Raw genomic sequence first — 21,912 nt, 5'->3', positions numbered from 1 at the left:
TGGCGCTCACTCTTTTTGCGTTAGCTGGATACAGAGCTGGTTTAGCGCGTCCAGCCGGGCGGTGACTTGTTTGTCGTCAGGCTGCCACATCCCGGCAAACGCCAGCGCCGCCGAGTGAAAACCGAGCGGGCGGGCCATTGAGACTTCGCCGTCATCGTGATGCCAGATCACGCGTCCGAGCGCGCGCTGTTGCGCCACATGCGGACCGAGCTGCTGCCACTGTTCCGGAGAAAAACGCGCTATCAGCGCCTCGTCGCTTTCCGCCGCCAGCAGCGACATGCCGATGACGGATTGCCAAGCGGGCAGCATATGAAAACCCGCCAGCGCCTGGCTGCCCTGTCTGTCGGGACTCGAGTGATAGATATAAATCACCTGATCCTCCCAGAGCACGCCCAGCGCCACCACGATGTCTTTCGGGGCATGGCGCTCCAGCAACGGCAGCGCCTGGGAAAAGAGCGCTGAACCGCGGATGGCCTGCGCCGCCAGCGCGTGAATGCCGGGACCGGGGAGATAACGCCGCTGTTCGTCCTGCATCGTCAGGCCAATGGACGCCATGGTCATCAGCAGACGGTTAACGCGGGTGGTATTGATGCCCATCAGGCGCGCCAGTTCGCGACAACCTATGGCCCGGCCGCTGGAGACGAGGTATTGCAGACAGCGAATGCCGTCAATCAGGCTTTGATTCGGTTGAGACGACATGAGCGGCACCCATTCCATTTTTGCGTTCTGAACGTCGATTTTACCGCCAGTACAGAAGGAAACAAGATAATGAAAATCTTTCCCCAGCGCGATGCGAGAACCTTCCCTACGGTGCAGCTGAAAACCGACCTGCTGGTGGCCGGCGGCGGGCTTGCCGGACTCTGCGCGGCGCTGGCCGCCGCGCGCGACGGCTTGCAGGTGGTGCTGATCCAGGACAGGCCGGTGCTGGGAGGCAATGCCTCCAGCGAAGTACGGCTGTGGGCTAACGGCGCGACCTCGCATATGGGCAACAATAACCGCTGGTCGCGGGAAGGCGGCATCATGGGCGAGATCCTCGAAGAGAACCTCTGGCGCAACAAAGAGGGTAACCCGGTGATGTTCGACCTGGTGCTGCTGGATCTGGCGAAAAGCCAGCCGGGGCTGACGCTGCTGCTTAATACTGCGGTGTTTGAAGTGGAGGCGTATCAGCAGTGTATTCATCAGGTCAAAGCCTTTAACCCGATCAATGAAACCTTTTATGAGGTGGCCGCCAGCCAGTTTTGCGATGCCACCGGCGATGGCGTGCTCGGCTATCTGGCGGGCGCGGAGTACCGCGAAGGCGCGGAAGATATGGCGGAGCTGGGCGAAAAAATGGCCCCCGGCGATAACTTTGGCCACAAGCTCGGCCACTCGATCTATTTCTATACCAAACAGACTGACGGCCCGGTGCAGTTTGTTCCGCCCTCTTTCGCGCTGCCTGACATTACCGCTATCCCGCGCTATAAGCGGCTGACCTCGACGCTGAACGGCTGCGATCTGTGGTGGCTGGAATGGGGCGGACGGCTCGACACCGTGCACGAAAGCGAAGCCATCAAATGGGAATTGTGGAAAATCGTCTGGGGCGTCTGGGATCATATTAAAAACTCCGGCCAGTTCCCTGAAGCAGTCAACATGACCATTGAGTGGGTGGGTGCGATCCCCGGCAAGCGCGAAAGCCGCCGGTTTGTGGGCGACCATCTGCTGTGCCAGCAGGACATTATTGAGCAGCGTGACCACTACGACGCCGTGGCCTACGGCGGCTGGTCGATTGATTTGCATCCGGCTGACGGGGTGTACAGCACGCACGACGGCTGCCGACAATTTCACAGTAAAGGCACCTATACCATTCCTTATCGCAGCCTTTACAGCCGCTCGCTGGATAACCTGTTCTTAACCGGACGCCTGATTTCCGCCACCCACGTCGCCTTTGGCAGCGCCCGGGTGATGTGCACCTGCGGCTTGCTGGGGGAAGTGGTAGGCCGCGCCGCCGCGCTGTGCCACCAGCAGGGCTTCACCCCGCGCCAGCTCGCCGGGCGCGACAATATTGGCGCGCTCCAGCAGCATTTGCAGGCCACCGGCTGTTATATCCCGCGCCAGCAGTTGATCGACCCGGCGGCAGGCGCCAGCGTGAGCGCCAGCAGTGAATATCCGCTCAGCCAGTTGCCACCCAACGGCGCCTGGCAGTCGCTCTCTGCCAGCATGGCGCTGCTGCTGCCGATCAAAGCCGGGGCGTCGCTGCCGGAACTCACCTTTACCCTGCGCGCCGGTCAGCGCCGGACGGTGAACGTAACGCTGATGGGCAGCGCCCGCTCCGGCAACTTTACGCCGGAACTGCATTATGACCAGTGCGTGCTGCATGTCGCCGGTGAAGGCGAGCACCGCTGCGCCTTCCGCTGGCAGAGCGATCGCGATGAGTATGTTTTCGTCGCCTTTGAGGCGCAGGACGACGTGGAGATCGCCCTTACCGACACGGCACTGCCGGGCATAATGACGGTCTTTAACAGCCTGAATGCCCGCGTCGCGAAGCAAACCCGCCAGGTCGCCGACGGCGATTACGGCGTCGATGAGTTCGACTTCTGGCTACCGCGCCGCCGTCCACATCAGGTGATGCCCGCCCTGCGACTGGATCCGCCGCTGCGCTGTTTCAGCCCGGATAACCTGCTTAACGGGCGGCTGCGCCCGGAACAGTACAGCAACGGCTGGGTGCCCGACGCGCAGGATCCTGCGCCCCAGGTGACCTGGCAGTGGCCCGCGCCGCATACTTTCCGGCATCTGACATTGGTGCAGGATCATGACTTTGATAACGCTATGGAAACGGTGCAGATGGGCCATCATCAGGCCGTGACGCCGCACTGCATCACCCATTATCGTCTGTGGGCCGATGAGCGGTTGCTTGCCGAGGTGCGCAACAATCACCGCTCCGTCTGCGAACACCATTTTGAGACGCCGCAAACCGCCACGCGCATCCGTCTGGAGATCGTCGCCACCGCCGGGGCGCTGCCCGCCGTTTACTCCCTGAACGTGCGCTGATCTTTAAAGCCTGCCCTGCGCCACCCGCTGCTGGTGGCTTTGGGCGAAGGTCAGCATGCCTGCCTGCTGCCCGGTCTGCATCATGCCGGGCAACTGGTGGGTTTTCCCCTCGCGAATAAGATTCGCCACCGCCGGGGTGTTCACCAGCAGTTCAAACAGCGCCACCCTGCCCCCCTGCCTGTCAGCCTCCAGCTTTTGCGCCAGTACCGCCTGTAAACTGCCCGCCAGCTGGCTGCGTACAGGATCTTTTTCCTGCGCCGGAAAGGTGTCCACCAGCCGCTCTATCGCCTGCGCCGCGCCACGGGTATGCAGGGTTGCCAGCACCAGATGCCCGGTCTCCGCCGCCGTCAGCGCCAGCCGGATGGTTTCGCTATCGCGCAGCTCGCCAAGCAAAATCACATCGGGATCTTCCCGCAGTGCTGCCCTTAAGCCGTCGGCAAACGAGGCGCAGTGCGGGCCGATTTCCCGCTGCTGGATCAGACATTGCGCACTCTGGTGCACGAACTCCACCGGATCCTCCAGCGTCAGAATATGGCCGTGCAGCGAATGATTAAGCGCATTGACCATCGCCGCAAGCGTGGTGGATTTGCCGCTGCCGGTCGCCCCGGTCACCAGGATCAGACCGTTTTCCCGCGCCAGTAGCGTGCTCAGCAGCGGCGGCGTTTCCAGCGCCGCCAGCGTCGGGCAGCGATCCGGCAGCAGGCGCAACGCCAGCGAGATGCCGCGATGGTGGCGAAAGGCGCTGGCGCGCAGGCGATGCTGATTGAGCGAAACGGCAAAATCCACCTGCCGCCGGGTGCGCCACTCGTCACGCTGCCGCTCGTCGAGCGTGGCCTGCAACAGGGCATCGGGATCCGGCGGCGGAAAAGGCGCGGCCTCCAGCCTGCCCTGTCGTCGCCAGCGCGGCGGCCCGTCACTGCACAGGTGTAGATCCGAGACGTTATGCTTTACACTAAGGGCCACGATCTCTTCCATATCCATAAAGCCTCCTGGAAACATGAACGATATAGCGCATAACCTGGCACAGGTTCGGGATAAAATCTCAGCGGCGGCAACGCGTTGCGGCCGTGCTTCAGAAGAAGTTACGCTGCTTGCAGTGAGCAAAACAAAACCTGCGAGCGCAGTCGCAGATGCGGTCGCTGCGGGTCAGCGCGCATTTGGCGAAAATTACGTTCAGGAAGGCGTCGACAAGATCCGCTACTTTCAGGAGACGGGCGTCGCCGGGCTGGAGTGGCACTTTATCGGCCCGTTGCAGTCCAACAAAAGCCGTCTGGTGGCGGAGCATTTTGACTGGTGTCATACCGTGGATCGTCTGCGTATCGCCAGCCGTCTGAGCGAGCAGCGCCCGGCGACCCTCGCGCCGCTTAACATCCTGATCCAGATAAACATTAGTGACGAAGCGAGCAAGTCCGGCATCGCCCTGAACGAACTGGATGCGCTGGCGGCGCAGGTGGCGGAATTGCCCGGCGTGCGCCTGCGCGGGCTGATGGCGATCCCCGCGCCTGTGTCAGATTATGAAAGGCAGTTTGCGGTGGCACGGCAAATGGCTGTAGCATTTGACGCGCTCAAAGCGCGTTATCCCACCGTCGACACCCTTTCACTGGGAATGTCGGACGATATGGACGCCGCCATTGCGGCAGGCAGCACTATGGTGCGCATCGGAACCGCTATCTTTGGTGCGCGCGATTACACAAAAAATAAGGAAAACTGAGGAACGCCATGAAGACGTTGACTTTCCTGCTCTCGACGGTCATTGAACTCTATACGATGATCCTGTTGCTGCGCATCTGGATGCAGTGTGCCCGCGTGGATTTTTACAATCCACTGTCGCAGTTTATCGTTAAAGTGACCCAGCCGGTGGTGGGGCCGCTGCGTCGGGTGATCCCGGCGATGGGGCCGATTGACAGCGCCTCGCTGCTGGTTGCGTTTCTGCTCTGCGTGCTGAAAGCCATTGTGCTGTTTATGGTGGTGACCTTCCAGCCGATTATCTGGATCGCCGCCGTACTGATCCTGCTTAAAACCATTGGCCTGCTGATTTTCTGGGTGCTGCTGGCGATGGCGATCATGAGCTGGGTAAGCCAGGGCCGCAGCCCGGTGGAGTTCGTGCTGATGCAGCTGACCGATCCGCTGTTACGCCCAATCCGCCGCCTGCTGCCGTCGATGGGCGGTATTGATTTCTCGCCGATGATCCTCGTGCTGCTGCTGTACGTGCTCAATATGGGTATCGCAGAGCTGTTGCAGTCGACCGGCGATATGCTGCTGCCAGGGCTGTGGATGGCGCTGTGAGTGCAGTCTGCGCCTGTGAAGACGGGCTGGTTTTACGGCTGTATATTCAGCCGAAAGCCAGCCGGGATGCGATTGTCGGGCTGCATGGCGACGAAGTGAAAGTCGCCATCACCGCCCCGCCGGTGGACGGCCAGGCCAATGCGCATCTGGTAAAATATCTCGCCAAACAGTTCCGCGTCGCCAAAAGCCAGGTGGTGATTGAAAAAGGCGAACTTGGCCGCCATAAGCAGGTTAAAATTATTCATCCGCAAACTATCCCGACTGACGTCGCGGCATTACTCAATTAGGATCCACTATGCAAAAAGTTGTCCTCGCTACCGGTAACGCCGGTAAAGTGCGCGAGCTTGCCTCGCTGTTGAATGATTTCGGCCTCGACGTGGTGGCGCAAACGGAACTGGGCGTCGATTCCGTGGAAGAGACCGGCCTGACCTTTATCGAAAATGCGATCATCAAAGCGCGCCATGCGGCGAAAGTGACGGGTTTACCGGCGCTGGCCGACGACTCCGGTCTGGCGGTCGACGTGCTGGGCGGCGCGCCGGGGATCTACTCCGCGCGTTTCTCCGGCGTTGATGCTACCGATCAGCAGAATCTCGAAAAACTGCTCGAAGAATTACAGGACGTGCCGGACGATAAACGTCAGGCGCAGTTCCACTGTGTGCTGGTGTATATGCGCCACGCTGACGATCCGACGCCGCTGGTATGCCACGGCAGCTGGCAGGGGGTTATTACCCGCGAGCAGGCCGGAAACGGCGGCTTTGGCTACGATCCGATTTTCTTTGTCCCTTCGCTGGGCAAAACCGCTGCGGAACTGACCCGCGAAGAAAAGAGCGCCATTTCCCATCGTGGGCAGGCGCTGAAACTGTTACTGGAAGCAATGCGTAATGGCTAATTTGCCACCCCTGAGTCTTTATATTCATATTCCCTGGTGCGTGCAGAAATGCCCGTACTGCGATTTTAACTCCCATGCGTTAAAGGGCGAAGTGCCCCATGACGACTATGTGGCGCATCTGTTGAGCGATCTGGACGCCGATGCCGCCTATGCCCAGGGACGTGAAGTAAAGACCATTTTTATCGGTGGCGGTACGCCGAGCCTGCTTTCCGGTCCGGCGATGCAAACCCTGCTCGACGGCGTGCGGGCGCGTCTTAACCTCGCCGCTGACGCTGAAATTACCATGGAAGCCAACCCCGGCACGGTGGAAGCGGATCGCTTCGTTGAGTATCAGCGGGCAGGCGTTAACCGTATCTCTATTGGCGTGCAAAGCTTCAGCGATAAGAAGCTGCGCCGTCTGGGGCGTATTCACGGGCCGGACGAAGCAAAACGGGCGGCGCATCTGGCCGCCGGGCTGGGGCTGCGCAGTTTTAACCTCGATCTGATGCACGGTCTGCCGAATCAGTCTCTTGAAGAAGCGCTGGATGATTTGCGCCAGGCGATTGCCCTGAACCCGCCGCATCTTTCCTGGTATCAGCTGACCATTGAGCCGGGCACGCTGTTTGGCTCGCGTCCGCCGGTGCTGCCGGATGATGATTCGCTGTGGGATATTTTTGAGCAGGGCGACAAACTACTGACCGCCGCAGGCTATGTGCAGTATGAAACCTCAGCCTATGCGAAGCCAGGCTATCAGTGCCAGCATAACCTTAACTACTGGCGCTTCGGCGATTATCTGGGCATTGGCTGCGGCGCGCACGGCAAAGTCACCTTCCCGGACGGGCGGATTTTGCGTACCGCCAAAACGCGCCATCCGCGCGGCTATATGCAGGGGACATACCTTGATAAGCAGCATGATGTCGCGGCAGAGGACAAACCTTTCGAGTTCTTTATGAACCGCTTCCGCCTGCTGGAAGCGGCGCCGCGCGCGGAGTTTACGCGCTACACCGGGCTTGATGAAGCGGTGATCCGCCCGCAAATCGATAAGGCCATTGCCCTTGGCTATCTTACCGAGTCGGCAGCCTGCTGGCAGATCACCGAACAGGGTAAGCTGTTCCTCAATTCGCTGCTGGAGCTGTTTCTGGCTGAATAGCCCCTCTCCCCCGGGAGAGGGAGAAGGGAAAGACTGCCTGCTTATTTAAATCCTTTTGCTTCTTTAATCAGCTCGTAGGCTTTCTGGATCTCCTGCGCTTTTTGCTTCGCCATCTCCATCATTTCCGGCGGCAGCCCTTTGGCGACCAGCTTGTCCGGATGGTGCTCGCTCATCAGCTTACGGTAAGCGCGCTTGACGGTGGTGGCGTCGGCGTCAGGTTTCACCCCCAGCACATTGCAGGCGTCTTCCAGCGTCGGTCCGCGCTGCGCCTGTTGCCATTCGCCGCCGGACTGCTGCTGATAGCCATCGCCGAAGTGCGCCCCGCCCTGCATCATGCGTAAGAACTGGTCGAACTGCATACGGGAGATGCCCAGCTCTTCGGCGATCACATACAGCACTTCACGTTCGTTGGGATGCAGCGAGCCGTCCGCAAAAGCGGCCTGGATCTGAATTTCCAGAAACATCCGTATCAGATCGAAGCGTCCAAAACAGATGCTGCGGAACTGACGCATTTTTTCGCGCAGCGGATAGTTATCCGCCTTGCCGACGCGAAACGCCTGCTGCGCGGCGGCACGCGAGTCGCCATGCAGATTCATACGATCCATAAACAGGGTTGCCACCTGAATATCGGCCTGCGTCACATGGCCTTTGGATTTGGTTAAATGGCCCATCACCTCAAAGGTGGTGGCGAAAAAGAGCGACTGACGTTCACGCTGATTAGCAAACCACGCCATTTTACGGCTGCGTGCCTTGTCAAACATATGCCCGATCAATAGCCCGAGGAGCACGCCCCAGAAGCCCCCGCCCATCATTAAGGCGATGGCGACACCAATCACTTTTCCCCAATACTGCATATACTCCCCAAATCGTCATGCCGTCGGCTAAAATTTGCATTATCATACCCGTCATTCTATGCCGTGCACAGGCACAGCCTTCTTTAGCAGGCTCGATCACGGGCAGGATTAACACTAGCGCTGCGAAGGTGAGTAAGTTAGTCTCTGACTGTTTGCAAGCCGTAAAGCCACTGATGACGGAACAACAAATACAACGTATGAATAAACGTATTCCCACCCTTCTGGCCACCATGATTGCCTCTGCTCTGTACAGCCAGTACGGACAGGCGGCCGATCTTGCCTCGCAGTGTATGCTGGGCGTACCGAGCTATAACCGCCCTCTGGTGACAGGGGATACTAATAAACTGCCCGTCACCATTAACGCGGACCATGCGAAAGGCAATTACCCGGACGATGCCGTGTTTACCGGCAAGGTTGATGTCCAGCAGGGTAACAGCCGTTTGCAGGCCGACGAGATGCAGCTGCATCAGCAGGTGGCGGAAGGCCAGGCCGATCCCGTGCGCACCGTCGACGCTCTGGGTAACGTACATTACGACGATAACCAGGTCATTCTGAAAGGTCCGAAAGCCTGGGCGAATCTGAATACCAAAGATACTAACGTCTGGGAAGGCGATTATCAGATGGTGGGACGTCAGGGTCGTGGTACTGCCGACCTGATGAAACAGCGCGGTGAAAACCGCTATACCATTCTGGATAACGGTACCTTCACCTCCTGTCTGCCGGGTTCAAATACCTGGAGCGTGGTGGGTTCGGAAGTGATCCATGACCGGGAAGAACAGGTGGCGGAAATCTGGAACGCGCGCTTTAAGCTCGGGCCGGTGCCGGTGTTCTACAGCCCCTATTTGCAGTTGCCGATTGGCGACAAACGCCGCTCAGGTTTCCTGATCCCGAACGCCAAATACAGCACCACGAACTATTTTGAGTTCTACCTGCCGTACTACTGGAACATCGCGCCGAACTTCGATGCCACCATTACCCCGCACTATATTCACAAGCGTGGCAATATTCAGTGGGAAAACGAATTCCGTTATCTGACCCAGGCGGGCGCAGGTCTGGTGGAGTTTGACTATCTGCCGTCTGATAAAGTTTATCAGGACGAGAACCCGACCGAGAGCGATCGTCACCGCTGGTTGTTCTACTGGCAGCATGGCGGCGTGCTGGATGAGGTATGGCGTTTTAACGTTAACTATACCAAAGTCAGCGATCCAACCTATTTCAACGACTTTACCACCAAATACGGTTCCAGCACCGACGGTTACGCCACGCAGATTTTCAGCGTGGGCTACGGTATTGAAAACTTCAATGCCACGCTGTCGACCAAGCAGTTCCAGGTGTTTGATACCCAGAGCGGCGACTCCTATTCCGCTGAGCCGCAGCTGGATATGAACTTCTACCAGAATGACGTGGGTCCCTTTGATACCCGCGTCTATGCTCAGGCTGTGCATTTTGTTAACGCGAATGAAATTATGCCGGAGGCTACGCGTTTACATCTTGAACCCACCATCAATTTGCCACTATCAAACGAGTGGGGCAGCCTGAACACCGAAGCTAAGGTCATGGCGACCCATTACCAGCAAACGAATATTGACGACTATAACAATGCCACCAAAGCTGGCCTTGAAAGCTCAGTAAGTCGCGTGCTGCCGCAGTTTAAAGTTGACGGCAAAATGGTTTTCGAGCGCGACATGAACTGGGCGGAAAACTTTACCCAGACGCTGGAGCCGCGCGCGCAGTATCTGTACGTGCCTTATCGTGACCAGAGCGGCATTAAAAACTATGACTCGTCGCTGCTGCAGTCTGACTACAGCGGCCTGTTCCGCGATCGCACTTACGGCGGTCTTGACCGTATCGCCTCTGCTAATCAGGTGACTACCGGTATCACATCGCGCATTTATGATGACGAATCGGTTGAACGTTTTAACGTTTCTGTTGGTCAAATCTACTATTTCTCAGAGTCCCGTACCGGGGATGACAATATTAACTGGGAAAAAGATAACAACACCGGTTCGCTGGTCTGGGCAGGCGATACCTACTGGCGCATGTCTGACCGCTGGGGTCTGCGCGGCGGGGTGCAGTACGATACGCGCCTTGATAACGTAGCCACCAGCAGCGCGACAGTAGAATACCGTCGCGACGAAGACCGTATGGTACAGCTGAGCTATCGCTACGCCAGCCCGGAGTATATCCAGGCGGCGCTGCCAAATTATGATGTCACCTCTGATCAATACAAAGATGGCATCTCGCAGGTAGGCGGCGCGGCAAGCTGGCCGATCGTCGACCGCTGGTCGATTGTCGGCGCGTACTATTTTGATACCAACACCAGCAAACCGGCGGATCAGATGGTCGGTCTGCAATATAACTCCTGCTGCTACGCTATCCGCGTTGGGTATGAACGTAAGCTGAACGGCTGGGATCCACAAAGTAACCAGAGTAAGTACGATAAAGTTATCGGCTTTAACATCGAACTGCGCGGCCTGAGTTCTAACTACGGTCTGGGTACCCAGCAGATGCTGCGTTCGAACATTCTGCCTTATCGTTCTACTTTGTAATGTCGTTGATTTGCAACGTAATCCGCATTGCGGTTAATGGAAATGGAAAAAGTATGAAGAACTGGAAAACGCTGCTGCTCGGTCTCGCTATGGTTGCGAACACCGGTTTCGCTGCGCCGCAGGTTGTCGATAAAGTCGCTGCCGTCGTCAATAATGGCGTGGTGTTAGAAAGTGACGTTGATGGTTTGATGCAGTCCGTGAAACTCAACGCCGGTCAGGCGGGCCAGCAATTGCCGGATGACAACACGCTGCGTCACCAAATTCTTGAGCGGCTGATCATGGATCAGATCATCCTGCAGATGGGCACCAAAATGGGTGTCAAGGTCACTGACGAGCAGCTCGATCAGGCGATCGCTAACATCGCTAAACAGAACAACATGACGCTGGATCAGATGCGCAGCCGTCTGGCTTACGATGGCGTTAATTACAGCACCTACCGTAACCAGATCCGTAAAGAGATGCTGATCTCCGAAGTGCGCAACGGCGAAGTGCGCCGCCGCGTCACTATTCTGCCGCAAGAGGTGGAATCTCTGGCACAGCAGGTGGGCAATCAGAACGATGCCAGCACTGAGCTTAACCTGAGCCACATCCTCATTCCTCTGCCGGAAAACCCAACTTCCGATCAGGTGAACGAAGCGGAAAGCCAGGCGCGCTCTATTGTTGAGCAGGCGCGTGCCGGTGATGACTTCGGTAAGCTGGCGATCACTTACTCTGCCGACCAGCAGGCGCTGAAAGGCGGCGAAATGGGCTGGGGCCGTATTCAGGAGCTGCCGTCTATCTTTGCCCAGGCGCTGAGCACGGCGAAGAAAGGCGACGTGATCGGTCCGGTACGTTCCGGCGTGGGCTTCCATATTCTGAAAGTGAACGATCTGCGTGGTCAGAGCCAGAGCATTTCCGTGACCGAAGTACACGCACGTCACATCCTGCTTAAGCCGTCGCCGATCATGACCGACGACCAGGCGCGTGTGAAGATCGAGCAGATCGCAGCCGACATCAAGAGTGGCAAAACCACCTTTGCTAATGCGGCGAAAGAGTTCTCTCAGGATCCGGGCTCTGCGAATCAGGGCGGCGATCTGGGCTGGGCTGCGCCAGACATTTTCGATCCGGCATTCCGCGATGCGCTGACTAAGCTCAACAAAGGCCAGATCAGCGGACCGGTGCACTCCTCCTTCGGCTGGCACCTGATTGAACTGCTGGACACCCGTAACGTCGACAAGACCGATGCGGCGCAGAAAGATCGCGCGTACCGCATGCTGATGAACCGTAAAATGTCCGAAGAAGGCGCAGCCTGGATGCAGGAACAACGCGCCAGCGCTTACGTGAAAATCCTGAGCAACTAATGAACGTTCAGCGTGTCGTTATCACTCCCGGCGAACCCGCCGGGATTGGCCCCGACCTCGTCGTTCAGCTCGCCCAGCGCGACTGGCCGATGGAACTGGTGGTCTGCGCCGACGCAGCACTTCTCACAGACCGGGCCGCCCAGCTCGGTCTGTCGCTTTCGCTGCTTCCCTGGCAACCTGAAAATCCCCCGCAGCCGCAACGCGCCGGTACCTTAACGCTGTTACCCGTGGCGCTGCGCGAGCCCGTGGTGGCAGGACAGCTGTCAGTGGCGAACGGTGCCTATGTGGTGGAAACCCTGGCACGCGCCTGCGACGGCTGCCTGAACGGTGAATTTGCCGCGCTGGTGACCGGGCCGGTACACAAGGGCGTGATTAACGACGCCGGCGTGCCCTTCACCGGTCATACCGAATTCTTTGAAGAACGCGCGCAGGCCAGCAAAGTGGTGATGATGCTGGCGACGGAAGAACTACGCGTGGCGCTGGCGACGACGCATCTGCCCATTAAAGCCGTAGCAGACGCGATTACCCCGGCCCTGCTGCGCGATGTGATCACCATCCTGCATCACGATCTGCGCACTAAATTTGGCATCGGTGAACCGCACGTGCTGGTCTGCGGCCTGAACCCGCACGCCGGGGAAGGCGGGCATATGGGTACGGAAGAGATCGATACCATCATTCCGGTGCTCAATGAACTGCGCGCGCAGGGGATGAATCTCAGCGGTCCGTTACCCGCCGACACGCTGTTCCAGCCTAAATATCTCGATCGCGCCGATGCGGTGCTGGCGATGTACCACGATCAGGGCCTGCCTGTGCTAAAATACCAGGGCTTTGGCCGCGGGGTAAATATTACGCTCGGCCTGCCCTTTATTCGCACCTCGGTTGACCACGGTACTGCCCTTGAACTGGCGGGCCACGGGAAAGCCGATGTCGGCAGTTTTATTACGGCGCTTAATCTCGCCATCAAAATGATTATTAATACTCAATGAATACGAGAGTCCATCAGGGCCATCTTGCCCGCAAACGCTTCGGGCAAAACTTCCTCAACGATCAGTTTGTGATCGACAGTATCGTTTCGGCGATCAACCCTAAACCCGGTCAGGCGATGGTCGAAATCGGCCCGGGCCTTGGCGCCCTGACCGAGCCGGTTGGCGAGCGCATGGATAAAATGACCGTGATCGAGCTGGATCGCGATCTGGCGGCCCGCCTGCAAACGCATCCGTTTTTGGCCCCTAAGCTGACGATTTATCAGCAGGATGCCATGACAATGAACTTCGAAGAGCTGTCCACGACCCTCGGCCAGCCTTTGCGCGTGTTTGGCAACCTGCCGTATAACATCTCCACGCCGTTAATGTTCCACCTGTTTAGCTATACTGGTGCCATTGCCGACATGCATTTTATGCTGCAAAAAGAGGTGGTGAATCGCCTGGTTGCAGGACCAAACAGTAAAGCGTATGGTCGTTTAAGCGTGATGGCGCAATATTATTGCCAGGTGATCCCGGTGCTTGAAGTGCCGCCGACGGCCTTTACGCCAGCGCCAAAAGTGGATTCCGCGGTCGTCAGACTGGTACCGCACGCCACGCCGCCGTATCCGGTAAAAGAGGTTCGCGTACTGAGTCGTATCACGACCGAAGCATTCAACCAGCGTCGTAAAACGATTCGTAACAGCCTCGGTAATTTGTTCAGCGTCGAGGTTCTCGCCTCGCTTGGTATTGATCCTGGCGCCCGCGCAGAGAACATCTCTGTGGCGCAATACTGCCAGCTGGCGAATTACCTTATTGATAATACGCCGCCGAAGGAGAGTTAAGTCATGAGCAATTCGCCCCGCGTATGTGTTCAGGTACAGAGCGTTTATATTGAGTCTCAGTCAGCACCGGAGCTTGAACGTTATGTCTTTGCGTACACCGTAACCATACGAAATCTGGGGCGGACGCCTGTGCAGGTGCTCGGGCGCTACTGGCTTATCACCAACGGCAACGGCCGTGAAACCGAAGTCCAGGGCGAAGGTATCGTCGGCGTGCAGCCGCATATCGACGCCGGCGACGAATATCAGTACACCAGCGGCGCAGTCCTTGAAACGCCGCTGGGCACCATGCAGGGTCATTATGAAATGATCGATGCCCAGGGGAATGCTTTCCGCATTGCCATTCCGGTTTTCCGACTCGCCGTCCCTACACTTATTCATTAATCACATGTCAACATATCTGATTGGCGACGTTCACGGTTGCTACGATGAACTGATCGCATTATTAAAGCAGGTGCAGTTTGATCCGCAGATGGACACGCTGTGGCTAACGGGCGACCTGGTGGCGCGGGGTCCGGCGTCGCTGGACGTGCTGCGCTTTGTGAAATCGCTTGGCGACAGCGTGCGCATGGTGCTGGGCAATCACGACCTGCATCTGCTGGGCGTGTATGCGGGCATCAGCCGTAACAAGCCGAAAGATCGTATTACGCCGCTGCTGGAAGCGCCGGACGCCGACGAGCTAATCAACTGGCTGCGCCGTCAGCCGCTGTTGCAGGTGGATGAAGAGAAAAAACTGGTGATGGCCCACGCAGGTATTACACCGCAGTGGGATCTGGAAACCGCCATCGCCTGCGCCAGAGACGTCGAATCCGTGCTGGCCAGCGACACTTACCCGTTATTCCTCGACGCCATGTATGGCGATATGCCGAACAACTGGTCGCCGGAACTGGCCGGGCTGGCGCGTTTACGCTTTATCAGCAACGCCTTTACCCGCATGCGCTTCTGCTTCCCGAACGGGCAACTGGATATGTACTGTAAAGACGTGCCGGAGAATGCCCCTGCCCCGCTGAAACCCTGGTTTGCGATTCCGGGACCGGTGGCGGAAGAGTACAGCATCGCTTTTGGTCACTGGGCATCGCTGGAAGGAAAAGGCACGCCGGAAGGCATTTATGCGCTGGATACCGGCTGCTGCTGGGGCGGCGTGCTGACCTGTCTGCGCTGGGAAGATAAAACCTGGTTTGCGCAGCATTCGAATCGCCAGCTGGATCTGGGCGAAGACGAAGCGGCGTCATTCTGAGGGATGTCCGCCCACACCGGTCAGGCGTGGGCGGAACAGAGCATTACCGGCGGTCTAAAATCTCAAAACAATAGCTGTGCGAATTCTGCGCATCGGCATCGTGAAACTCGCTGAACACCGATTCCCAGTCATCCGGCTCGTAGTCAGGGAAATGGGTATCCCCTTCCACTTCTGCATCAATATGGGTCAGATACAGGCGCTGCGCTTTCGGCAGGAACTGCTCGTAAACCCGACCGCCGCCGATCACCATAATCTCTTCCGCGTCGCCGCAGGCGGCAATCGCCTCATCCACAGAAGAGACCCACTGCACGCGATCGTCAGTCCCCGGATTGCTGCTGATGACGATATTTTTACGTCCCGGCAGCGGGCGTCCGATGGACTCCCAGGTCAGGCGGCCCATCACCACAGGTTTATTTAAGGTATTGCGTTTAAACCAGGCGAGATCGGCAGGCAAGTTCCACGGCATGGCGTTTTCCATGCCGATAACGCGATCTACCGCTAACGCCGCAATCAGACTGATCATTGAATGTATCCCGGTGCAAAAAATTGTCGCCACTATACGTAAAGCGCATTCTCACGTCGACTGGCGACAGGGTAAAGAATGATAAAATTTTTCATTCTGCTGACGGCTTCACTGCCGGTTCATCCCGCGGATCGCCGGTGTGTTTGCCCTCTTCCGTGCCCTGCCAGCCGTGGCGCTGAATAAGCGACAGATGCGCACGATCCTCAGTGATGATTTCACTCAGCATCGCGCTGGTACGTTTGTACACCGCCGCACGGGACTGGGTGTCATTATCCACCTGCGCCATTTCTTCCACCATCTGCGCATTATAACGACGGAACAGATCGGCACGCTCGCGCGCCTCGTACTGACCCAGCCCCAACCCTTCCAGCGCCATACGTCCAAGTCTGAGCGCTCCTTCGAAGGTTTCACGCTCAGGCCTTTCGACACCAGCCTGGCGAAGACGAATAAAGTGATCAACGTCGCGGGCGCGGGCGATAATTGTCAGGTGCGGGAAATGTTCTTTCACCAGCTCCGTCAGTTGCAGGTTGGTTTTCGGATCGTCGATGGCGTTGATAAAGACTTCCGCCTTCGCCGCGCCAGCGGACTCCAGCAGATCCACCCGCGTGGCGTCGCCGTAAAATACCTTCATGCCAAACTTGCGCAGCGTTTCGATATGGTCAGGATCGTGATCCAGTACCACCATTTTCACGCCGCTGGAGAGCAGCAAACGACCGGCGATCTGCCCGAAGCGTCCAAACCCGGCGACGATCACCCGCGGCTGTTCTTCATCAATTTCATCCGCCTCGCGCGGCTGGCCGACAGCGGCATTTTCCAGACGCGTCAGCAGCACCAGCAGGATCGGCGTGGCGGCCATCGACAGCGCCACCGCCAGGGTCAGCGCCTTCGCCCATTCGGGATCCAGCACGTTCGCCGTCTGCGCCGCGCCAAAGATCACAAAGGCAAACTCACTCCCCTGCCCCAGTAGCACGGCGAACCAGCGGCGCTGTTTTCCCGGCACCTTCAGCGGACGGGCAATCAGCCACAGCACCAGGGTTTTGATCACCAGGAAACCCAGCAGCAGAACGGCGATGCGCAGCGGATGCGTCACCAGCGTCCCGAAATCAATGGACATGCCGACGCCGATGAAAAACAGCCCTAACAGCAGTCCCTTGAAAGGTTCGATGTCGCTTTCCAGCGCATGACGATACTCGGAGCTTGCCAGCAATACCCCGGCTAAAAACGCGCCCATTGCCATCGACAAACCGGCTTCTTCCAGCAGCAGACCGAAGCCAAACACCAGGAACAGCGCCACGGCGCTGAATACTTCCCGCAGGCCGGATCGCGCCACAAAACGCAGCGCCGGTCGCGCCACATAACGGCCAATCAATACCACCAGCGCCAGCGCGCCCACCACTTTCAGCGCCGAAAGTGAAAAACTGCCGAGCGTCATGGCTTCACCGCTGGCGGCCATCAGCGGGATCATCGCCACCAGCGGAATGGCGGCAATATCCTGGAACAGCAGCACGGCAAAGGCGCTGCGGCCCATTTGCGAGACCATCAGGTTGCGCTCGTTCATTGCCTGCATGGCAATGGCGGTAGAAGACAGTCCCAGCGTCAGGCCGATCAGCACCGCCACCTGCCAGCGCAGGCCCAGCGCCATACAAAACGCGCCAAGCAGCAGACCGCAGGCCAGCATTTGCAGCGCGCCGCCGCCAAATACCGAAGCGCGCAATTTCCATAGCCGCTGCGGATCCAGCTCAAGGCCGATGACGAACAGCATCAGCACCACGCCGATTTCTGCGAAATGTAAAATCGACTGCGCATCCGTCACCAGTCTCAAACCCCACGGGCCGATGATGCAGCCCGCAATCAGATAACCCAGAACGGATCCGAGGCCGAGGCGCACAGCGACCGGCACGATAAGCGCGGCGGATCCCAGATAGATCAGCGCCTGAATGAGCGTATGGCTATCCATGATGTGTCTCCTGCCAGTCAGTCAGACGTTGTTTATAGTGGCGCGCCTGCGCCTGAAGGGTTTCGTCGTCGTCAACGAAGGTATTGTGCATGGCAAAAGGCGGCAGCCATTGCAGGCCACAATAGATCGCGGTGGACTGCAACGGCTGCGAGAGCACATCGAAGCCCGGATGGGCACCGAGTTCGAAATGGTGTTTGCCGCCGCCAGTGGTCACTGCCCACAGCAGCTGTTTACCGTGCAGCGCGTGACCGCCCTCGCCGTAGGCCCAGCCGTGGGAGAGCACTTTGTCCATCCACAGTTTCAACAGCGGCGGTACGCTGTACCACTGCATCGGATGCTGCCAGACGATGAGATCGGCGCGTTCCACCGCCGCCTGTTCGGCAGAGATGTCGATATTAAAGTCGGGGTAAAGTTCGTATAAAGAGCGGATTTCCACGCCGTCGAGCGTCTCTGCCTGCTCAATCATCCGTTTATTCGCATGGGAATGCCGCGGATAGGGATGGGCATAAATAATAAGGATCATGAGTAACCTGTCTGCACCGTGCTTATATTTGCCCTGAGTGTAGACAGTTAATGGTTGCGCTTACAGCGAAAACTTATAAGCCGTTTACAAAACAACGCCCCGTTACCGGCAGGTAACAGGGCGTCTTTATCAGGCTGGTGCAGATTAGTTATCCAGCTCGCTCATGCCTTTCAGCTGGTCACGGTTAATCTGCTCGGTCTGACCGGTTTTGGCGTTTTTATAGGAGACCATGCCGGTGTCATTATCGACTTCCGGTTTACCGTCGGTGACGATGGTGCTGCCGTCGGTGGTTTTTACTTCCTGGTTTGATGAGCAACCGGCAACGGTCATCATGGTTGTCGCTGCAAAAAGTGAAGCCAGTAAAAGTTTATGTCGCATGGTGTTCTCCCCGCGTTTTCAGTGAATTTTTGTTCCGGATAATTTAACTGTAGATGAAACAACTGCGAGCGGGAGAAAACACAGAACACTCTGAATGGGTTACGAAATAACAACAGTGAAACAGACAGGCAGAAACAAGCGAAGCGTCACCCGGCAACATGCGTTTACCGGGTGACGGGGTGACAATTTACTTACCGATCTGCGCGTGCATTTCCTGCACCGAAATCACTTTCTCGGTGGCATCAGCATTCAGCGCCATCGCGGTGGCGAAGCCGCCGTTCAGGGTGGTGTCGTAATGCACTTTATATTGCAGCGCGCTGCGGCGAATGAGTTTGGAATCTTCAATCGCCTGACGGCCTGCGGTGGTGTTGATGATGTAGGTGTATTCGCCATTCTTGATACGATCCTGAATGTGCGGACGACCTTCATGCACCTTGTTCACCAGACGCGGGTTGATACCGGCTTCACCCAGCACAATTGCGGTGCCGTGGGTGGCATCCAGCTCGAAGCCCTGCTTGAGCAGTTTGGCCGCCAGATCCACCACGCGCTCTTTATCGCCTTCACGCACCGACAGCAGTGCGCGACCGGTTTTCTTCATGGTCGAGTTGCTGCCCAGCTGCGCTTTGGCAAAGGCTTCCGCAAAGGTACGGCCCACGCCCATCACTTCACCGGTAGAGCGCATTTCCGGCCCTAACAGCGGGTCAACGCCCGGGAACTTGTTGAACGGCAGCACCACTTCTTTCACCGAGTAGTACGGCGGGATGATCTCTTTGGTCACGCCCTGCTCGGCCAGCGATTTTCCTGCCATCACGCGTGCTGCCACTTTCGCCAGCGGCACGCCGGTGGCTTTGGAGACGAACGGCACGGTACGCGCCGCACGTGGGTTCACTTCAATCAGGTAGACTTCGTTGTCTTTCACCGCAAACTGCACGTTCATCAGGCCGCGCACCTGCAGTTCGAAGGCCAGCTTCTGCACCTGCTGACGCATCACGTCCTGAATTTCCTGACTCAGCGTGTAGGCTGGCAGAGAGCAGGCGGAGTCACCGGAATGTACGCCAGCCTGTTCGATGTGCTCCATGATGCCGCCAATCAGCACCATTTCGCCGTCGCAGATGGCGTCAACGTCCACTTCCACCGCATCATCCAGGAAGCGATCCAGCAGTACCGGCGCATCGTTGGAGACGCTGACGGCAGTCATAAAGTAGCGACGCAGATCCACTTCGTCATAAACGATTTCCATCGCGCGGCCGCCGAGCACGTAGGACGGGCGCACCACCAGCGGGTAGCCAATCTCTTTCGCTTTCTCGACCGCCATTTCGATGGCCGTCACGGTCGCATTCGCCGGTTGCTTCAGCTTCAGACGATCCACCGCCTGCTGGAAACGTTCGCGGTCTTCGGCGCGGTCGATGGCATCCGGGCTGGTGCCGATAACCGGTACGCCTGCGGCTTCAAGCGCACGCGCCAGTTTCAGCGGCGTCTGGCCGCCGTACTGGACGATCACGCCTTTCGGCTTCTCGATACGCACGATTTCCAGCACGTCTTCCAGCGTTACCGGCTCAAAGTACAGACGGTCGGAGGTGTCGTAATCGGTGGAGACGGTTTCCGGGTTACAGTTCACCATGATGGTTTCGTAACCGTCTTCACGCAGCGCCAGCGAGGCGTGCACGCAGCAGTAGTCAAACTCAATGCCCTGGCCGATACGGTTCGGACCGCCGCCCAGCACCATGATTTTGTCGCGATCCGGGTTCGGGTTCGATTCGCACTCTTCTTCATAGGTGGAGTACATGTAAGCGGTATCGGTGGCGAATTCCGCCGCGCAGGTATCCACACGCTTATATACCGGGTGCAGATTGTACTGCTCACGCAGTTTGCGCACTTCGGATTCGCGCACGCCTGCCAGGGTTGCCAGACGCGCATCGGCAAAGCCTTTACGCTTCAGGGTACGCAGGAAATCCGCGTCGAGGCCGTTAATGCCCACTTCCGCGACTTTCTCTTCCAGACGCACCAGCTCTTCAATCTGTACCAGGAACCAGCGGTCAATATTGGTCAGGTTGAACACGCCATCAACGGACAGCCCGGCGCGGAAGGCGTCGGCGATATACCAGATACGCTCGGCGCCCGCGTCTTTCAGCTCGCGGCGGATTTTGGTCAGCGCTTCCGGATCGTCAAGGCTCACTTTCGGGTCAAAGCCAGTTGCGCCCACTTCCAGACCGCGCAGCGCCTTTTGCAGCGACTCCTGCTGGGTGCGGCCAATCGCCATTACTTCGCCCACAGATTTCATTTGCGTGGTCAGGCGGTCGTTAGCGCCGACGAATTTTTCGAAGTTAAAGCGTGGGATCTTGGTGACCACATAGTCGATGGACGGCTCGAACGAGGCCGGAGTACGGCCACCGGTGATGTCGTTCATCAGTTCGTCCAGCGTGTAACCTACCGCCAGTTTCGCCGCCACTTTAGCAATCGGGAAGCCGGTGGCTTTCGAGGCCAGCGCCGAAGAGCGGGAAACGCGCGGGTTCATTTCGATAACAATCAGGCGACCGTTTTTCGGATTCACCGAGAACTGGACGTTAGAGCCGCCGGTTTCGACGCCGATTTCACGCAGCACCGCCATCGAGGCGTTACGCATGATTTGATACTCTTTGTCGGTCAGGGTCTGCGCTGGCGCAACGGTGATGGAGTCGCCGGTGTGGATGCCCATGGCGTCGAAGTTTTCGATAGAGCAGACGATGATGCAGTTGTCGTTCTTATCGCGCACCACTTCCATTTCGTACTCTTTCCAGCCAATCAGCGATTCATCGATCAGCAGCTCTTTGGTTGGCGAAAGGTCGAGGCCGCGGGAACAGATTTCTTCAAACTCTTCGCGGTTATAAGCGATACCGCCGCCGGTGCCGCCCATGGTAAAGGACGGACGGATAATGCACGGATAACCCACGTCAGCGGCAACCGCCAGCGCTTCTTCCATATTATGCGCAATACCGGAGCGGGCGGTGTCGAGGCCGATTTTCTTCATGGCGATGTCGAAACGGCGGCGGTCTTCGGCTTTATCAATGGCGTCGGCGGTCGCGCCAATCATGGTCACGCCGAATTCTTCCAGCACGCCCTGGCGTTCCAGCTCCAGCGCGCAGTTCAGCGCCGTCTGGCCGCCCATGGTCGGCAGTACGGCGTCCGGGCGCTCTTTTTCGATGATTTTGCGTACCACTTCCCAGTGGATCGGCTCGATATAGGTCGCGTCGGCCATTTCCGGGTCGGTCATGATGGTGGCCGGGTTAGAGTTCACCAGAATAACGCGGTAACCCTCTTCACGCAGCGCTTTACACGCCTGCGCGCCGGAATAGTCGAACTCACAGGCCTGGCCGATAACAATCGGGCCAGCGCCAAGGATCAGGATGCTTTTTATATCTGTACGTTTTGGCATGGCTTTT

General features: G+C 57.9%; 20 protein-coding genes. 12 read left to right on the top strand and 8 right to left on the bottom strand.

Annotated features, from left to right (window positions below; genetic code table 11):
• Positions 1 to 6 precede the first annotated feature (6 nt).
• Complete coding sequence (locus tag BMF08_RS09000; protein WP_072570820.1) at positions 7 to 699, bottom strand: IclR family transcriptional regulator domain-containing protein; 693 nt, start codon at positions 697 to 699, stop codon at positions 7 to 9.
• A gap of 69 nt (positions 700 to 768) precedes the next feature.
• On the opposite strand from BMF08_RS09000, the gene BMF08_RS08995 reads away from it, so the two are divergent.
• On the top strand, positions 769 to 3,027 hold the full coding sequence (locus BMF08_RS08995; protein WP_072570528.1) for an FAD-dependent oxidoreductase: 2,259 nt from the start codon (positions 769 to 771) through the stop codon (positions 3,025 to 3,027).
• A gap of 3 nt (positions 3,028 to 3,030) precedes the next feature.
• Here the strand turns inward: BMF08_RS08995 and BMF08_RS08990 are convergent, their stop codons facing one another.
• Positions 3,031 to 4,008 carry a type IV pilus twitching motility protein PilT gene (locus BMF08_RS08990; RefSeq protein ID WP_072570526.1) on the bottom strand — a complete coding sequence of 326 codons (978 nt, stop codon included), beginning with the start codon at positions 4,006 to 4,008 and terminating at the stop codon, positions 3,031 to 3,033.
• Positions 4,009 to 4,024: 16 nt separating this feature from the next.
• Here BMF08_RS08990 and BMF08_RS08985 point away from each other — a divergent pair, with 16 nt between their 5' ends.
• The 5 genes from BMF08_RS08985 to hemW are packed head-to-tail and all read left to right on the top strand — an operon-like array spanning position 4,025 to position 7,331.
• On the top strand, positions 4,025 to 4,738 hold the full coding sequence (locus tag BMF08_RS08985) for a YggS family pyridoxal phosphate-dependent enzyme (RefSeq protein ID WP_072570524.1): 714 nt from the start codon (positions 4,025 to 4,027) through the stop codon (positions 4,736 to 4,738).
• A gap of 8 nt (positions 4,739 to 4,746) precedes the next feature.
• On the top strand, positions 4,747 to 5,313 hold the full coding sequence (locus BMF08_RS08980) for a YggT family protein (protein ID WP_072570523.1): 567 nt from the start codon (positions 4,747 to 4,749) through the stop codon (positions 5,311 to 5,313).
• Complete coding sequence (gene yggU / locus BMF08_RS08975; RefSeq protein WP_072570521.1) at positions 5,310 to 5,600, top strand: DUF167 family protein YggU; 291 nt, start codon at positions 5,310 to 5,312, stop codon at positions 5,598 to 5,600. The genes BMF08_RS08980 and yggU overlap by 4 nt, the downstream gene beginning before the upstream one ends.
• An 8-nt stretch (positions 5,601 to 5,608) precedes the next feature.
• Positions 5,609 to 6,202, top strand: coding sequence for an XTP/dITP diphosphatase (locus tag BMF08_RS08970; RefSeq protein ID WP_072570519.1), 594 nt, complete (start codon positions 5,609 to 5,611; stop codon positions 6,200 to 6,202).
• Complete coding sequence (gene hemW / locus BMF08_RS08965; RefSeq protein ID WP_072570517.1) at positions 6,195 to 7,331, top strand: radical SAM family heme chaperone HemW; 1,137 nt, start codon at positions 6,195 to 6,197, stop codon at positions 7,329 to 7,331. Before BMF08_RS08970 ends, hemW begins: the two co-directional genes overlap by 8 nt.
• A 41-nt stretch (positions 7,332 to 7,372) precedes the next feature.
• Here the strand turns inward: hemW and djlA are convergent, their stop codons facing one another.
• Positions 7,373 to 8,185: a co-chaperone DjlA gene (gene djlA, locus BMF08_RS08960; protein WP_072570516.1), complete on the bottom strand. Its 813-nt coding sequence runs from the start codon at positions 8,183 to 8,185 to the stop codon at positions 7,373 to 7,375.
• A gap of 197 nt (positions 8,186 to 8,382) precedes the next feature.
• Here djlA and lptD point away from each other — a divergent pair, with 197 nt between their 5' ends.
• The 6 genes from lptD to apaH are packed head-to-tail and all read left to right on the top strand — an operon-like array spanning position 8,383 to position 15,112.
• On the top strand, positions 8,383 to 10,734 hold the full coding sequence (gene lptD / locus BMF08_RS08955) for an LPS assembly protein LptD (protein ID WP_072570514.1): 2,352 nt from the start codon (positions 8,383 to 8,385) through the stop codon (positions 10,732 to 10,734).
• Between the two features lie 53 nt (positions 10,735 to 10,787).
• Entirely contained in the window at positions 10,788 to 12,074 is a 1,287-nt protein-coding gene (gene surA, locus BMF08_RS08950; protein WP_072570513.1) for a peptidylprolyl isomerase SurA, read from the top strand.
• Positions 12,074 to 13,060 carry a 4-hydroxythreonine-4-phosphate dehydrogenase PdxA gene (gene pdxA, locus BMF08_RS08945; protein ID WP_072570511.1) on the top strand — a complete coding sequence of 329 codons (987 nt, stop codon included), beginning with the start codon at positions 12,074 to 12,076 and terminating at the stop codon, positions 13,058 to 13,060. The genes surA and pdxA overlap by 1 nt, the downstream gene beginning before the upstream one ends.
• Entirely contained in the window at positions 13,057 to 13,878 is an 822-nt protein-coding gene (rsmA, locus tag BMF08_RS08940) for a 16S rRNA (adenine(1518)-N(6)/adenine(1519)-N(6))-dimethyltransferase RsmA (protein WP_072570510.1), read from the top strand. Before pdxA ends, rsmA begins: the two co-directional genes overlap by 4 nt.
• Before the next feature lie 3 nt (positions 13,879 to 13,881).
• Complete coding sequence (gene apaG, locus BMF08_RS08935; protein ID WP_072570508.1) at positions 13,882 to 14,259, top strand: Co2+/Mg2+ efflux protein ApaG; 378 nt, start codon at positions 13,882 to 13,884, stop codon at positions 14,257 to 14,259.
• Positions 14,260 to 14,263: 4 nt separating this feature from the next.
• Positions 14,264 to 15,112 carry a bis(5'-nucleosyl)-tetraphosphatase (symmetrical) ApaH gene (apaH, locus tag BMF08_RS08930; protein ID WP_072570506.1) on the top strand — a complete coding sequence of 283 codons (849 nt, stop codon included), beginning with the start codon at positions 14,264 to 14,266 and terminating at the stop codon, positions 15,110 to 15,112.
• Between the two features lie 43 nt (positions 15,113 to 15,155).
• Here the strand turns inward: apaH and folA are convergent, their stop codons facing one another.
• The 5 genes from folA to carB all read right to left on the bottom strand — a co-directional run bounded on the left by folA (position 15,156) and on the right by carB (position 21,905).
• Positions 15,156 to 15,635, bottom strand: coding sequence for a type 3 dihydrofolate reductase (folA, locus tag BMF08_RS08925; RefSeq protein ID WP_072570504.1), 480 nt, complete (start codon positions 15,633 to 15,635; stop codon positions 15,156 to 15,158).
• Positions 15,636 to 15,726: 91 nt separating this feature from the next.
• Positions 15,727 to 17,592, bottom strand: coding sequence for a glutathione-regulated potassium-efflux system protein KefC (gene kefC, locus BMF08_RS08920; protein ID WP_072570503.1), 1,866 nt, complete (start codon positions 17,590 to 17,592; stop codon positions 15,727 to 15,729).
• Positions 17,585 to 18,115 carry a glutathione-regulated potassium-efflux system oxidoreductase KefF gene (gene kefF, locus BMF08_RS08915; RefSeq protein WP_072570502.1) on the bottom strand — a complete coding sequence of 177 codons (531 nt, stop codon included), beginning with the start codon at positions 18,113 to 18,115 and terminating at the stop codon, positions 17,585 to 17,587. The genes kefC and kefF overlap by 8 nt, the downstream gene beginning before the upstream one ends.
• Before the next feature lie 144 nt (positions 18,116 to 18,259).
• On the bottom strand, positions 18,260 to 18,493 hold the full coding sequence (locus tag BMF08_RS08910; RefSeq protein ID WP_072570501.1) for a YgdI/YgdR family lipoprotein: 234 nt from the start codon (positions 18,491 to 18,493) through the stop codon (positions 18,260 to 18,262).
• Between the two features lie 187 nt (positions 18,494 to 18,680).
• Positions 18,681 to 21,905 carry a carbamoyl-phosphate synthase large subunit gene (carB, locus tag BMF08_RS08905; protein WP_072570500.1) on the bottom strand — a complete coding sequence of 1,075 codons (3,225 nt, stop codon included), beginning with the start codon at positions 21,903 to 21,905 and terminating at the stop codon, positions 18,681 to 18,683.
• Between the last annotated feature and the right edge of the window lie 7 nt (positions 21,906 to 21,912).

Source organism: Enterobacter sp. SA187, assembly GCF_001888805.2.
In the GTDB taxonomy this organism is placed as follows: Bacteria; Pseudomonadota; Gammaproteobacteria; order Enterobacterales; family Enterobacteriaceae; genus Enterobacter_D.
Note: the sequence above shows the minus strand (reverse complement) of the source record. Positions and strands in the feature narration are given on the sequence as shown.

Coding starts and splice junctions, on each gene's coding strand:
- pdxA (WP_072570511.1), top strand. CDS start 12,074: ATGAACGTTCAGCGTGTCGTTATCACTCCCGGCGAACCCGCCGGGATT.
- kefF (WP_072570502.1), bottom strand. CDS start 18,115: ATGATCCTTATTATTTATGCCCATCCCTATCCGCGGCATTCCCATGCG.
- lptD (WP_072570514.1), top strand. CDS start 8,383: ATGAATAAACGTATTCCCACCCTTCTGGCCACCATGATTGCCTCTGCT.
- surA (WP_072570513.1), top strand. CDS start 10,788: ATGAAGAACTGGAAAACGCTGCTGCTCGGTCTCGCTATGGTTGCGAAC.
- kefC (WP_072570503.1), bottom strand. CDS start 17,592: ATGGATAGCCATACGCTCATTCAGGCGCTGATCTATCTGGGATCCGCC.
- carB (WP_072570500.1), bottom strand. CDS start 21,905: ATGCCAAAACGTACAGATATAAAAAGCATCCTGATCCTTGGCGCTGGC.
- folA (WP_072570504.1), bottom strand. CDS start 15,635: ATGATCAGTCTGATTGCGGCGTTAGCGGTAGATCGCGTTATCGGCATG.
- BMF08_RS08970 (WP_072570519.1), top strand. CDS start 5,609: ATGCAAAAAGTTGTCCTCGCTACCGGTAACGCCGGTAAAGTGCGCGAG.
- BMF08_RS08910 (WP_072570501.1), bottom strand. CDS start 18,493: ATGCGACATAAACTTTTACTGGCTTCACTTTTTGCAGCGACAACCATG.
- djlA (WP_072570516.1), bottom strand. CDS start 8,185: ATGCAGTATTGGGGAAAAGTGATTGGTGTCGCCATCGCCTTAATGATG.
- BMF08_RS08990 (WP_072570526.1), bottom strand. CDS start 4,008: ATGGATATGGAAGAGATCGTGGCCCTTAGTGTAAAGCATAACGTCTCG.
- apaH (WP_072570506.1), top strand. CDS start 14,264: ATGTCAACATATCTGATTGGCGACGTTCACGGTTGCTACGATGAACTG.
- BMF08_RS08995 (WP_072570528.1), top strand. CDS start 769: ATGAAAATCTTTCCCCAGCGCGATGCGAGAACCTTCCCTACGGTGCAG.
- rsmA (WP_072570510.1), top strand. CDS start 13,057: ATGAATACGAGAGTCCATCAGGGCCATCTTGCCCGCAAACGCTTCGGG.
- hemW (WP_072570517.1), top strand. CDS start 6,195: ATGGCTAATTTGCCACCCCTGAGTCTTTATATTCATATTCCCTGGTGC.
- BMF08_RS09000 (WP_072570820.1), bottom strand. CDS start 699: ATGTCGTCTCAACCGAATCAAAGCCTGATTGACGGCATTCGCTGTCTG.
- apaG (WP_072570508.1), top strand. CDS start 13,882: ATGAGCAATTCGCCCCGCGTATGTGTTCAGGTACAGAGCGTTTATATT.
- BMF08_RS08985 (WP_072570524.1), top strand. CDS start 4,025: ATGAACGATATAGCGCATAACCTGGCACAGGTTCGGGATAAAATCTCA.
- BMF08_RS08980 (WP_072570523.1), top strand. CDS start 4,747: ATGAAGACGTTGACTTTCCTGCTCTCGACGGTCATTGAACTCTATACG.